Origin of the sequence: Streptomyces sp. NPDC093586, from assembly GCF_044764905.1 — a bacterium.
GTDB lineage: Bacteria > Actinomycetota > Actinomycetes > Streptomycetales > Streptomycetaceae > Streptomyces.
This window is the reverse complement of sequence record NZ_JBIWJA010000014.1, coordinates 111,724-124,037: the sequence shown is the minus strand read 5'-3', so window position 1 is coordinate 124,037 and position 12,314 is coordinate 111,724. Positions and strand designations below refer to the sequence as shown.

The window sequence follows — 12,314 nt, the reverse complement described above, 5'->3', positions numbered from 1 at the left end:
GGGTCTACTGGCCGCCGACGCGCTCGCCGTGCGGCAGCCGCGCCGCCGGCCGGTCCGCCCGGTCCAGGCGGGCGGTGATGACCAGGGTCCCCTCCTCGATCTGGTACTCGAGGGGGAGGCCCAGGCCGCGCATCGCGGCGACCATGCCGGTGTTCGACGCCCGCGTGACCGCGTACACGCTCGCGCAGCCCGTCTCCGCCGCCATCGCCACGAGCCGTTCGAGCAGTTCGCCGCCGATGCCCCGGCGCTGCCAGGAGTCCTCGACGAGCAGGGCGACCTCCGTCTCGTCGCCGTCCCACAGCAGATGACCGAGCCCGACGATCCGGCCCGAGGCGGTCTGCGCGGCGAGGGTCCGGCCGTGGCGCGGACTGAGCAGGTGGTTCAGATAGCGCTCGGCGTCCCCGACCGGGCCGTGGTAGCGCATCCCGAGGGTCCGGTCCGAGCACCGCGCGTGCATCGCCTTCGCCGCCCGCAGGTCACGGGTGTCGGCGCGGCGGACCGTGATGTCGTGCCCCTCGGGCAGCGTCAGCACGTCCCGGCCGTGCGGAAGGCGCGGGCCGAGCCGGGCGTCCAGTTCGACCAGCGCCCGCGCCCGGGCGAACTCGGCGGGTGTGAACGGCAGGTACGGCCGCTCCACGCTGATCACTCCGCCCTCCGGGGCGCGCAGCCGCAGCACGGTGCCGTCGAGGGCGCCCTCCGCCGGGACCCCGGCTTCCGCGCGTCCTCCGGCGGGCAGCGACCGGATCGTGCACCGGCCCAGCAACTGGCGCAGCGCCAGCGGCAGTTCCGCGGCGTCCAGGGCCGTGCGGGCGGCCAGCCCCAGGACCCGGGTCGGGGCGTCGACCAGGTCGTGGGCGTCGGCCCGCTCGGTCCACGTGTCGGCGCCCCCCGCCTCCGACACCACCTCGGCCAGCTCGGATCCCGTCAGCCCGCCCGGGGCGCGGAGCAGGAACTCGTCCACGGTGCCGTCGGCCAGCGGATGCGTCTGGAGGCTCAGGATGTCCACCCGCCGGCCGGCGAGGGCCGCGCACAGGGCGGCCAGTGACCCCGGCGCGTCCTGGACGGTCGTCCGCATCCGCCACAGCGCGCTGTCCCCGGCGCCGGCCTCCGTCGCCCCGTCCGGTCCGGACTCCGCCGCGACCCGGCCGGACACCCCGGCCTCCGGTCCCGTGGACGGCGGCCGGGCGCCGGTATCGTCCGCCGGCGGTGCGTGCCCGTGGCGCCGTGCCCACCACGTGTGGAAGCCCGCCACGGCGAGCAGGGCGGCCATCGACGCCACGAGCATGAGGCCCGGCGTCCCGAGGTCGTGCTCGACCACCTGCGCCACGGCACCGGTCACTTCGGACATGTCTCGACTCATGCGACCACTGTGAAGGAGCCGTGTTGCCTGATCACGAACGCCCTGTGACCACTGGGTAAAGAGCGCTTCCGGGACATTCGGGTCGCGGTGGGCGAGCCGCCGCGGACGCCTGACGGACGACGCCCGGCGGCCCGGCACCGGGCCGCGCACCGGGGGATGACGCCGGTGCGCGGCACAATGACAGGTTACGGCAGCTACTGGCCGACCAGCCCCGGCCGGAGCACCTGGGTGAACAGCACCGTGCCGTCCTGCTCGCGCAGCCGCACCGTCATCTCGGCGCTGTCGCCGTCGATCTCGACCTCGCCGAAGAACTGGTAGCCGCCCGCGGGCGAGACGTTCGAGGCGGTCGGCGCCTTCACGAACACCCGCTCCGGACCGAAGGTGTTGTCGAGCGCGCTGGCCGGGAACGCGCCCGCGTTGAGCGGCCCGGACACGAACTCCCAGAACGGCTCGAAGTCGGTGAACGCTGCCCGCGAGGGCTGGTAGTGCTGGGTCGAGGTGTGGTGCACGTCGGCCGTCAGCCACACCGTGCCGGTGATCCGCCGGTGCTTGACGAAGCGCAGCAGTTCGGCGATCTGCAGCTCACGCCCCAGCGGCGCGCCGGGGTCGCCCTGCGCGACCGCCTCGAAGTCGCCTCCGTCGGGCACCACCAGGCCGATCGGCATGTCGGCGGCGATCACCTTCCACACCGCGCGCGACCGGGACAGTTCCCGCTTGAGCCACTCCAACTGCTCGCGGCCCAGGATGCCCTGCGGGTCCACGGTCTGGTCGTCGGGCGAGTTGGCGTTGCGGTACGTCCGCATGTCCAGCACGAACACGTCCAGCAGCGGGCCCTGGCGCAGCACGCGGTGCACACGTCCCTCGCGCGCGCCGGGCCGCAGGGTGGAGACGGGGAAGTACTCGGAGAAGGCGCGCCGGGCCCGGGCGGCCAGCACGTCCACGCTCTTGACGGTGTACCGGCCGTCCGTGTCCGCGATCGTCTGGCCCGGGTACCAGTTGTTGCGCACCTCGTGGTCGTCCCACTGGACGACCGACGGGACCCGGGCGTTGAAGCGCCGCAGGTTCTCGTCGAGCAGGTTGTAGCGGAAGTTGCCGCGGAACTCGGCCAGGGTCTCGGCGACCTTGGACTTCTCCTCGGTGGTGATGTTCCGCCAGGTGCCGCCGTCGGGCAGGGCGGCCGTCGAGGGGATGGGGCCGTCGGCGTAGATGTTGTCGCCGCTGCACAGGAAGAAGTCCGGGTCCAGGGCGCCCATCGCGTCGTAGATGCGGTAACCGCCGAGGTCCGGGTTGATGCCCCAGCCCTGGCCCGCCAGGTCGCCGGACCACACGAAGCGCACGCCGTCGCGGCGGCGCACCGGCACGGTGCGGAAGGTGCCGGTGACCGGTTCGCCGGTGCGGCGCGGGTCGTCGGGGTCGGCGAGCAGCACGCGGTAGTGGATCTGCTCGCCCGGCGGCAGTCCGCGCAGCCGGGTGGTGCCGGTGAAGTCCGTGTCCCGCCCGAGCAGTGGTCCGTGCCAGCGGTGCGGGTTGCGGAACGACTCGGTGGCGGACGTCTCGACGATCATCCGGGCCGGCCGGTCGGAGCGCACCCACACCAGCCCGGAGTGCGCGCTCACGTCGCCCGTCTGCACGCCCCAGCCCGCGGCCGGACGGCCGGAGCGGGCGAACGCCGGTGCCGCCCCGAGGGCGGTGGGCAGGGTCAGGGCCGCCGACGCGGCGAGGGAGCCGCGCAGTACGCTGCGGCGCCCGGGGAGCGGACGGTGGGACATGGATGCGCCTCCAGGGACGGGATCCGGCCGGTGTGTCCGGCAAGACCTACTGGGGCGGGACGGCGCGCACGCGAACCCCGGGTGAACAACCGGCCGTACGTGTCCCGGCGGCGCGCGGCCTCACCGGCCCCGGGGCCGCACCGCCCCGGCCATCAGCCGCACCCCCTCGTGGATCCGGGCCGGCGGCAGATGCGCGTACCCCAGCACCAGCCGCACCCCCGGCCCCGCGCCCTCGCCACCACCCGCGTGTCCGTATGCCGTCAGGGGCCGCACCGCGACACCGGCCCCGGCCACGGCCGCGAGGAAGCGCTCCTGGGGGCCGTGGCGGTCGGGCAGCGCGGCGATGGCGTGGAGTCCGGCGGCGATCCCGAAGACCCGCGAGCCGGGGAAGTGCTCCGCCAGCGCGGCCACCAGCGCGTCGCGCCGCTCGCGGTAGGCGCGCTGGCACAGGCGCAGCTGACGGTCGTAGTCGCCGCGCTCCAGGAACCGGGCGAACACCGCCTGGTCCAGGGCCGGATGCCCGAGGTCCGTGGTCCGCTTGCGCTCGACCACCTCGTCCACCAGCGACCGCGGCACCAGCAGCCAGCCCAGCCGCAGCCCCGGGGCGAGGGACTTGCTCACCGAGCCCGTGTAGGCGACGTGTTCGGCGTCGAGCCCCTGGAGCGCGCCCACGGGGGCGCGGTCGTAGCGGAAGTCGCCGTCGTAGTCGTCCTCCAGGACGAGCCCGTCCACGGACCGCGCCCAGTCCAGCAGTTCGGCGCGCCGCCGCGCCGAGTAGGCGATCCCGGTGGGGAACTGGTGGGCCGGTGTCGTGACAACCGCACGGACGCCCGAGGCGCACAGCGGGCCGACGGCGAGCCCTTCCTCGTCCAGGGGCAGCGGCACGGTGCTCACACCCGCCGACGCGTACAGCGCGGAGTGCTGCGGGCTGCCGGGATCCTCCACGCCGACGGTGCGCGTCCCGCGCGCGTGGAGGACGCCACCGAGCAGCGCCGACGCCTGCGCCACCCCGGAGACCACCACGATCCGCTCCGGGTCCGCCACCACACCGCGGCGCCGCGTGAGCAGTTCGGCCAGCGCCGTCCGCAGCCGGGGCAGTCCGCGCGGGTCCGGATAACCGAGGCCCTCGTGCGGCAGCTCCGTCAGCACGCTCCGCTGCGCGGCCGCCCACGTCGAGCGCGGGAACAGCGACAGGTCCGGTGTCCCCGGCACGAAGTCGACGCGGGCGCCGGGGACGCGCGGGGCGAGGTCACGCGCGCGGGGGCGGGCGGCCCGTACGGCGTCGCCCACCCAGGTCCCCGAACCCCGCCCGCTGCGCAGGTAACCCTCGGCGGTCAACTGCTCGTACGCCTCCGTGACCAGCCCCCGCGACACCCCGAGGTCGGCCGCGAGGTCCCGGCTCGACGGCAGGCGGGTGCCCTGGGCGAGCCGGCCCGAGCGGACCGCGTCCCGCAGCGCCGCCTGCAGGGCGCGGCCACGCGCGCGTGCCGGTGCGGAGGCGGCGGGCAGCAGCAACTCCCAGGCGGCGCTGCGGGCGGCGGGTCCCGGCCCGCCGTCCGGACCGGTCGACGGTGTCATGAAAGCGGTCCCCCCGAACATCGCGTCTGCCCGATCGCCTCACTTTACGAGGGATCGGGCCTGCCATCCGGCGGACCGCTCACCGCCGCCCGGACACCGCGCGCGCCTGCTGGACGCCTTCGGCGCTCACGCCGGACGTCACTCCCGGCCGCCGTACAGCCGCTGCGGGCGGACACCGTGCTCTGCGCGGCGTACGGGTTCACGCCCAGCCGGACCGGAGCGCCTGTTCGCGGGCGCGGGACGTCGCCCCGGACGACCGCACGCCGCATGTGAGCGTCCCCTACGCCCCGACCGTCCTGAACGAGGTCCTCGGGGCACTCGCCTCCAGGGCGCGGCTGCCGTCCAGGATCACCCGGGCCACCAGCGCCGGGTCGTCGTTCATCGGGACGTGGCCGCAGCCGGGCAGCCGCACCAGCCGGGCCCGCGGGATGGTGTGCTTGGCGCGTACGCCCTGCCGGGGCGGGAGCAGCCGGTCCCGGTCGCCCCACGCCACGGTGACGGGGACGCCGGGGACGTCGTCGGTGAACCGGACGCTCCGTCCGGCCCGGAGGGTCTCGGCGAACCCCTCGGCGTGGGCGAGTGCCAGCGTCTCGGCGACCACGGCCTCGGGCGGGCGCCGGCCGGGGCGGGCGTAGATCGTGCTGGTCAGGACGGTGCGTCCGGCCGCCGTACGGGACAGCCGTTCGACCAGGGGGAGGGGCAGACGCCGGGCGGCCCGGCGCATCCCCGTCAGCACGGTGAAGGCGTAGCGCCGCTCGGCCTGCGACCAGAAGCCGGCCGGGGACAGGGCCGTCACCGACCGCACCAGGGTCTCCCGTCCGAGCTCCAGGGCCAGCAGGCCGCCCAGGGAGTTGCCCGCCACATGCGGCCGGTCCAGCCCCAGGGCCGCGCAGAAGGCGCCGAGGACGGCGGTCGTCGTCGGCAGGTCGTGCGGCAGCCCGTACGGGAGCGCGGGCGACTGCCCGAACCCGGGCAGGTCCACGGCCGTCACCTCGCGCTCCGTCGCGAGGATGTCGATCACCGGGTCCCAGGCCTGCCGGTGATGGCCTATGCCGTGCAGCAGGAGCAGCGGTTCGCCGACGCCCACGCGTGCGTAGGCGAGGGTGACGTCCTGCGGACCGTGCTCGGTGGGGGCCGTGAAGGAGAGCGTTGCGGACATGGGGCTCCTTGTCGGGATCACGTGGAGTCGGGATCACGTGGAGTCGGGATCACGTGGAGTCGGGATCACGTGGCGTACGGGAACACGCGGTGCCGGGAACGCGCGAACGGTGCCGGCGTTGCGTAGACAGACTGTCAGTAGGAGCTACCGACGGGTAGCCCCCGGTCGCCGCCGTTCCCGGGCGGTTCCCGTCGCGCCGGTGGTTCCGCCTGGACACGGGCGGACGCGTCCGCTGGGATGGGACGGTGACCACCGACACCGCGACCGACGTCTTCGAAGAGCACCGCCCCGTCCTCCTGGGCGTCGCCTACCGCATGCTGGGCCGCCTCGCCGACGCGGAGGACGTGGTCCAGGAGGCCTGGTTGCGCTGGTCCCGGGCCGACCGGGCCGCCGTCCGCGAGCCGCGCGGCTACCTGGTGCGCGTCACCACCCGCCTCGCCGTCGACCGGCTGCGCCAGATCAAGTCGCGGGGCGAGGCCTACGTCGGCCCCTGGCTGCCCGAGCCCTACGCCACCGACTTCGGCGACGTGGTGCCGGACACCGCCGAGAGGGCCGTGCTCGCCGACTCCGTCTCGCTGGCCGTCCTCGTCGTCCTGGAGTCGCTGTCGCCGCTGGAACGGGCGGTCTTCGTGCTGCGCGAGGCGTTCGGCTACCCGTACACCGAGATCGCCGCCGTGCTGGAGCGAGAGGAGGCCGCCGTGCGCCAGCTCGCCGCCCGGGCCCGCAAGCACGTCGACGAACGCCGGCCCCGCTACGACGTCGACCCCGTGCAGCGCCGCGATCTCACCGAGCGGTTCCTCGCCGCGGCGGCCGACGGCGACCTCGAAGGGCTGATGGCGGTGCTCGCCCCCGACGTCCGGCTGGTGGGCGACAGCGGCGGCAAGTCCCGGGCGCCGCTGCGCGTGCTGGAGAGCTCCGACAAGGTGGCCCGCTTCCTCGTCGGCATCGCGCAGAAGGGCGTCCCGGACGTCGGCTTCCGCATCCTGGAGCTCAACGGCGGCCCGGCCCTGCTGGTGCTGTCGGAGGGCAAGCCGGACTCCGTCGTCCAGCTGGACGTCGCCGACGGGCGCGTCCAGTCGGTGTACATCGTCCGCAACCCCGACAAGCTGCGGTCCCTGCCCGCCGGGTGACGACCGCCCCCGCCCCGGCCGAAGCCCCCGTCCGTGCGACGGGGGCTCCGCCGTCGTGTCACCCGCGACGCGACCCCGTGCGAACACCCCGTGAACACCGCCTCGCTCCGCGCCCCTGACGCGCGCGAGGGATCGAGGATTGGTCTTGACCAGGGGGGTGGGCCGTCCTATCGTCGCAGAGAACTGCAACAACCTTTAATAAACAAGGGCGCCAAAACGCCGCCGGACCACGGCGATTGCGGAGGACAGGGTGGGGACCACGCAGTTGGAATCGGTACCGGAGCCGAAGTACTGGCACCTCAGGACCAAGCTCAGCGAGGCCCTGGACTCGGAGTTCTCCGTGGGCGAGGTCCTGCCCAACGAGCGCGACCTCGCCGCGCGCTTCGGCGTCGCCCGCGCCACGCTCCGCCAGGCCCTGGAGCAGCTCGAACTGGAGGGCAGGCTCCAGCGCCGCCGCGGCGTCGGCACGACCGTCGCGCCGCCGCGCGTGGGCGTGGCCGTCGGCCCCCGGCAGCACGCCTGGCCCGGCGCGGCCGACGACGCCTGGCAGCCGGCCGACTGCGTCGCCGCGGTACCCCCCGCGGCCGTCGCCGAGGCCCTGGGGACCGGCCGCGACGAGCCCGTGCACACCGTCCGCCGCTCCCGCGTGTCCCAGGGCCGGCCCGTGGCGGCGGAGCTGCTGTACATCCCGTCGGCGTCGGTGCCTGACCTCACCGCCATCGACGCCCCGTCCGGTGCGCCGCGCGCGCGTGCCGTGCTGCGCGAGCTGCAGCGGCTGGAGCTGGAGCGCCGGGAGAACGCCGTCGAGCTGGGCTCGGCCGGCGCCGAGGACGCCAAGGAGCTCGACCGGCTCCCCGGGGCGCCGGTCCTGGTCGTCACCACCCGCTACCTCGCCGGCGGCCGCACCGCGGCGCTCTCCGTCGCCACCTACCGCGCGGACACCTGCCGGCTGACCTTCGGGGACTCGGGCGACATGGAGATCCACCACGGCCCGCACACCCGGGCCTCCTGACCCACGGTCCGCGACGCGGCCGGCCCGGCCTTCGGCGCGCTCCCGCACCGGGACGCGGCCGCTTCGCACGGCAGCCACCCGGCGACCGCCGGACCCGGAGACGGACGGGCCACCGGACCGCCACACCGGCGAACGGAACAGGCCGGAGCCGACGTGGGCGGCTTTGCGACGAGCGGTTCAGCGGCGAGCCGTCGCGCCCTCCACCGCGAACAGCTGCTCCTCCACGTGGTCGAGGGCCAGCCGCAGTGCGCCGGTCGCCACGGCGGCCTCGCCGAGCAGCGACAGGGTCACCCGCGGCGGCCGCAGACAGTAGCGGGCCAGCTCCCGCCGCAGCGGCTCCAGTACGCCGTCCAGTCCGGCCGCCCAGCCGCCGATGACGACCAGCTCCGGGTCCAGCGCCAGCACCAGCGCCGCCACGTCGTGCACCAGCCGCTGGAGGAAACGCTCGACGGCGGCACGGGCCCGCCGGTCGCCGTCCCGCGCCTGGGCGAAGACCTCGGCGACCGCCTGCTCGTCCAGCGGATGCAGCGGCCGGCCGGTGGTGGACAGCAGCGTCTCCGGCGTCACGTCCCGCCCCAGCAGGTGCAGCGCGCCGATCTCGCCCGCCGCCCCGCCGTAGCCCCGGTGCAGCCGCCCGCCGATCAGCGCGCCGGCCCCGGGGCTCAGCCCGGCCAGCACGAACACCACGTCGTCGGACTCGCCGGCGGCCCCCTTCCAGTGTTCGGCGACCACCGCCGCGTTGGCGTCGTTCTCCACCAGCACCGGGCACTTGAAGGAACGGCGCAGCCGCTCGCCCAGGCGCAGCCCCGTCCACTCGGGCAGCGCGGTGCCCAGCCGCACCGTGCCGTCCGCCTCGACGATCCCGGGCGTGGCCGCCCCCACGGCCCGCAGGGAACCGCGCGCGACACCGGCCCGGCGCAGCAGCTCGGCGACCGCGGTGCGAAGCCGTTCCAGACGTTCGTCGGCCGGGGCGGTCTCCTCGACGTCCTTCGCCTGGGCGCCGATCACCCGACCGTCCAGATCGGAGAGGAGCGCGGAGACGCGGTGCGGTCCGATCTCCAGGCCCAGCAGATGCCCCGCCTCCGCCCGGAACCGGAACCGCCGCGCGGGCCGCCCCTGCCGCCGGGCCATGCCGTCGTCGGCGGCCGCCTCGACGACCAGACCGCCCTCGATGAGCCCCTCGACGACGCCCTCGACGGTCGGCCGGGACAGCCCCGTCACCCGGGTGATCTCGGTGAGCGTCGCGCAGTCCGTGGAACGCAGCGCGTGCAGCACCACCGCGGAGTTGATCCTCCGCAACAGCGACGGATCCCCGCCGGTCAGCCCGCCCACCGTCCGTCCTCCCAGCTCGTGCGCGTGTTGGGCCGGATCGTACTCGGCCCGCTCCCCCCGGGCGAGCGCCGGTCCGCCCGTCCCGGCCCGCGGGTATGCCTCAGCCCGGGGCCACGAACCCGGACTCGTACGCCGTGATCACCGCCTGTGTGCGGTCCCGGGCCCCCAGCTTCGCCAGCACCGCGCTCACGTGCGACTTCACCGTCTCCGCGCCGACCACCAGCCGGGCGGCGATCTCCGCGTTCGACAGACCGCGCGCCATCAGCCGCAGGACCTCGCCCTCCCGCTCGGTCAGCCGGGCGCGCTCCAACTGGGCGCGGGCCGCGCGGTTCCCGCCGCCGTCGCCGTACTCGGCGGCCAGCTGCCGCACCGAGGCGGGGAACAGCAGGGAATCGCCCTCGGCGATCAGCCGCACCGCGTGCACGATCTCGGCCGGCCGGGCCCGCTTCAGCAGGAACCCGTCGGCGCCCGCGCGCAGCGCCTCGTACACGTACTCGTCGTTCTCGAAGGTCGTCACCACGAGGATCTTCGGCGGCTCGGGCACCGTCCGCAGCAGCGCGCGCGTCGCCTCGATGCCGTCCAGCAGCGGCATGCGGACGTCCATGGCGACCACGTCCGGCCGCAGCTGCCGCACCAGAGGGATGACCGCGGCCCCGTCGGCGGCCTCCCCGGCCACCTCGATGTCGGGCTGCGCCTCCAACACGGCGCGCAGGCCCGCGCGTACGAGGGGCTCGTCGTCGACGAGGAGGACTCTGACCGGCATCCGCCCAGCGTAGATCAGCCGAGCGGCAGCTCGACGCGCACCTGCCAGTCACCGGCGTCGTCGGGGCCCGTGCGCGCCCGCCCGCCCAGCAGCGCGGCACGCTCGCGTATCCCGCGCAGGCCGCTGCCGCGCCCCTGCCCCGCCCCCTCGTCCGGCAGCGGATTGCGCACCTCCAGACCGAGACTGCCGTCCGCCACCCGGACGCGGACCCGCACGGGGACCGCCCCCGCGTGCCGCAGCACATTGGTCAGCGCCTCCTGGAGGATGCGGTAACCCTCCCGCGAGACCGGGCCCGGCAGGGTCTCCAGCGGGCCCGTCACCTCGGCGTCGACCTTCACCCCGGAGGCACGGGCGGACTCCAGCAGCCGGTCGGCGTCCACGAGCGTCGGCCGGTTGCTCGCCGGCCGCTCCGCCTCCCGCAGCACGCCCAGCACCCGCTCCAGATCCTCCAGGGCCGTCCGGCCGGTCTCCTCGATCGCGACCAGGGCCCGGTCGGTGAAGGCGGGATCGTCCGCCGCCCGCGCGGCGCCCGCCTGGACGACGGCGACCGTCAGCGCGTGGCCGATGGAATCGTGCAGCTCACGGGCGATGCGGTTGCGCTCCAGGAGCTGCTCGGTGCGTTCCTCGAGGGCGGCGAGACGTTCGCCGGGGGAGGGGCCGAGCAGTGCGCGGGCCCCTGCTGTCGCCAGGGCACCGAGGGCGACCAAGGCGCCGTACAGCGCGAGGAGAGGCAGCGGCACGAGGAGCGCGTACGTCCAGTGCGGCGCGGAGTCCCGCAGGACCGGTATGTCGTCGACCCGGTGTCCCAGGGCGAGCCGGACCAGTTCGACCGTGAGGATCGGCAGCCAGACACAGGCGGCCGTGGTCAAGGCGCCCAGCACCATGCGCAGTTCCAGCCACATCAGCGTGCGAAGCCGGTCGCGCCAGGTCGCCGAGGGCGCGACCGAGAAGGCCGAGTCCTCATGACCGGGCACGAGGAGCAGCCGAGCCTGCACGCCCTCGCCGGTCCGCACCGCCGGGATGAGGCCGACCGGGACCAGCAGCGCCGCGGGCACCCACAACGTCGTGTCGTCGATGAGCGCCCACAGACTCACCACGAGCATGGGCACCCACAGGTGCAGCAGCCGTGTATAGGTGATCCCCCGGAGCAACGGGCGCAGAAAAAGGGCCATTCGCTGATCGTGCCAGCCGCCACCGACAACCGGCCTCCCCCGCCCGGGGGAGGCGATCTCCACCGGCGGGGGAGGACCCGCCCCCGTACGGACCGTCACGATGCCGCTATGACCAGCATCGACCTCCAGAACCTCACCAAGGAGTACGGCACCCGGCGAGCCGTCGACGACCTCACCTTCACCGTGCGCCCCGGCCGCGTCACCGGCTTCCTCGGTCCCAACGGCGCCGGGAAGTCCACCACCATGCGCCTGGTGCTCGGCCTCGACCGGCCGACCTCCGGCACCGCCACCGTCGGCGGACGCCCCTACGTCACGCTCGACGAGCCGCTGCGGCACGTCGGCGCCCTGCTGGACGCGCAGGCCGCGCACGGCTCGCGCACCGCACGGGACCACCTGCGCGTGCTGGCCGCGAGCAACCGCATCCCGTCGCGCCGGGTCGACGAGGTGATGGAGGAGACGGGCATCGCCTCCGTGGCGCGGCGCCGGGTGAAGACGTACTCGCTGGGCATGCGCCAGCGGCTGGGCGTCGCCGCCGCGCTGCTGGGCGACCCCGGGGTGGTGATGCTGGACGAGCCCTCCAACGGGCTGGATCCGGAAGGCATCATCTGGATCCGCGGACTGCTGCGCCGGCTCGCGGCCGAGGGGCGCACGGTCCTGGTCTCCAGTCACCTGATGAACGAGACCGCGTCCTTCGCCGACCACCTGGTGGTCCTCGGCCGGGGCCGCCTGCTGGCCGACACCCCGATGCGGGAGTTCATCGACGCCCGCGTGCAGCCGCGCGTCCGGATCCGGACGTCGGACCCCTCTGCCCTGAAGACCGTCCTCGCCCGGCACGGCCACGACACCGTGGAACACGACGGCGGGTACTGGACCGTGCACCACGCGCGTGTGGACGACATCGGCCGAGCCATGTCAGGGGCGGGCGTCCCGATCCTCGAACTGACCGCGGACGAAGGCACCTTGGAACAGGCCTACCTCGACCTGACGACCGCCGAGACCGAGTTCACCGCACAGCCCGCACAGCCTCAGGAGGCCTGAC

At 75.0% G+C, this 12,314-nt stretch carries 10 protein-coding genes; 3 read left to right on the top strand and 7 right to left on the bottom strand.

The features are described from left to right. Positions 1 to 4: 4 nt before the first annotated feature. From ACIRFH_RS17230 to ACIRFH_RS17215, 4 genes are all read right to left on the bottom strand, one after another. Positions 5 to 1,348, bottom strand: coding sequence for a GNAT family N-acetyltransferase (locus tag ACIRFH_RS17230; protein ID WP_403521323.1), 1,344 nt, complete (start codon positions 1,346 to 1,348; stop codon positions 5 to 7). 206 nt (positions 1,349 to 1,554) lie between these two features. Next, positions 1,555 to 3,129 carry an alkaline phosphatase D family protein gene (locus ACIRFH_RS17225; protein WP_403521321.1) on the bottom strand — a complete coding sequence of 525 codons (1,575 nt, stop codon included), beginning with the start codon at positions 3,127 to 3,129 and terminating at the stop codon, positions 1,555 to 1,557. Between the two features lie 120 nt (positions 3,130 to 3,249). Beyond that, positions 3,250 to 4,707 (bottom strand): PLP-dependent aminotransferase family protein, encoded by a 1,458-nt coding sequence (locus tag ACIRFH_RS17220; RefSeq protein WP_403521319.1) that lies wholly within the window; start codon positions 4,705 to 4,707, stop codon positions 3,250 to 3,252. Between the two features lie 280 nt (positions 4,708 to 4,987). Further along, a complete protein-coding gene (locus ACIRFH_RS17215) occupies positions 4,988 to 5,866 on the bottom strand; it encodes an alpha/beta fold hydrolase (protein ID WP_403521317.1) in 879 nt (292 codons plus the stop codon). Between the two features lie 245 nt (positions 5,867 to 6,111). On the opposite strand from ACIRFH_RS17215, the gene ACIRFH_RS17210 reads away from it, so the two are divergent. Then, a complete protein-coding gene (locus tag ACIRFH_RS17210) occupies positions 6,112 to 6,996 on the top strand; it encodes an RNA polymerase sigma-70 factor (RefSeq protein WP_403521315.1) in 885 nt (294 codons plus the stop codon). 250 nt (positions 6,997 to 7,246) lie between these two features. Then, positions 7,247 to 8,008, top strand: coding sequence for a GntR family transcriptional regulator (locus ACIRFH_RS17205; RefSeq protein ID WP_403521313.1), 762 nt, complete (start codon positions 7,247 to 7,249; stop codon positions 8,006 to 8,008). Positions 8,009 to 8,185: 177 nt separating this feature from the next. Here ACIRFH_RS17205 and ACIRFH_RS17200 read toward each other — a convergent pair whose 3' ends face one another. From ACIRFH_RS17200 to ACIRFH_RS17190, 3 genes are all read right to left on the bottom strand, one after another. Continuing rightward, complete coding sequence (locus ACIRFH_RS17200; RefSeq protein ID WP_403521311.1) at positions 8,186 to 9,340, bottom strand: ROK family protein; 1,155 nt, start codon at positions 9,338 to 9,340, stop codon at positions 8,186 to 8,188. Positions 9,341 to 9,440: 100 nt separating this feature from the next. Continuing rightward, positions 9,441 to 10,103, bottom strand: a complete 663-nt coding sequence (locus tag ACIRFH_RS17195; RefSeq protein WP_403521309.1) for a response regulator — start codon at positions 10,101 to 10,103, stop codon at positions 9,441 to 9,443. A gap of 14 nt (positions 10,104 to 10,117) precedes the next feature. Then, positions 10,118 to 11,275, bottom strand: coding sequence for a sensor histidine kinase (locus tag ACIRFH_RS17190; protein ID WP_403521307.1), 1,158 nt, complete (start codon positions 11,273 to 11,275; stop codon positions 10,118 to 10,120). A gap of 108 nt (positions 11,276 to 11,383) precedes the next feature. Between ACIRFH_RS17190 and ACIRFH_RS17185 the strand changes: the two genes are divergently transcribed. Beyond that, a complete protein-coding gene (locus ACIRFH_RS17185; protein WP_403521306.1) occupies positions 11,384 to 12,313 on the top strand; it encodes an ATP-binding cassette domain-containing protein in 930 nt (309 codons plus the stop codon). Position 12,314: the final 1 nt, after the last annotated feature.

Coding starts and splice junctions, on each gene's coding strand:
- ACIRFH_RS17230 (WP_403521323.1), bottom strand. CDS start 1,348: ATGTCCGAAGTGACCGGTGCCGTGGCGCAGGTGGTCGAGCACGACCTC.
- ACIRFH_RS17225 (WP_403521321.1), bottom strand. CDS start 3,129: ATGTCCCACCGTCCGCTCCCCGGGCGCCGCAGCGTACTGCGCGGCTCC.
- ACIRFH_RS17220 (WP_403521319.1), bottom strand. CDS start 4,707: ATGACACCGTCGACCGGTCCGGACGGCGGGCCGGGACCCGCCGCCCGC.
- ACIRFH_RS17215 (WP_403521317.1), bottom strand. CDS start 5,866: ATGTCCGCAACGCTCTCCTTCACGGCCCCCACCGAGCACGGTCCGCAG.
- ACIRFH_RS17195 (WP_403521309.1), bottom strand. CDS start 10,103: ATGCCGGTCAGAGTCCTCCTCGTCGACGACGAGCCCCTCGTACGCGCG.
- ACIRFH_RS17190 (WP_403521307.1), bottom strand. CDS start 11,275: ATGGCCCTTTTTCTGCGCCCGTTGCTCCGGGGGATCACCTATACACGG.
- ACIRFH_RS17185 (WP_403521306.1), top strand. CDS start 11,384: ATGACCAGCATCGACCTCCAGAACCTCACCAAGGAGTACGGCACCCGG.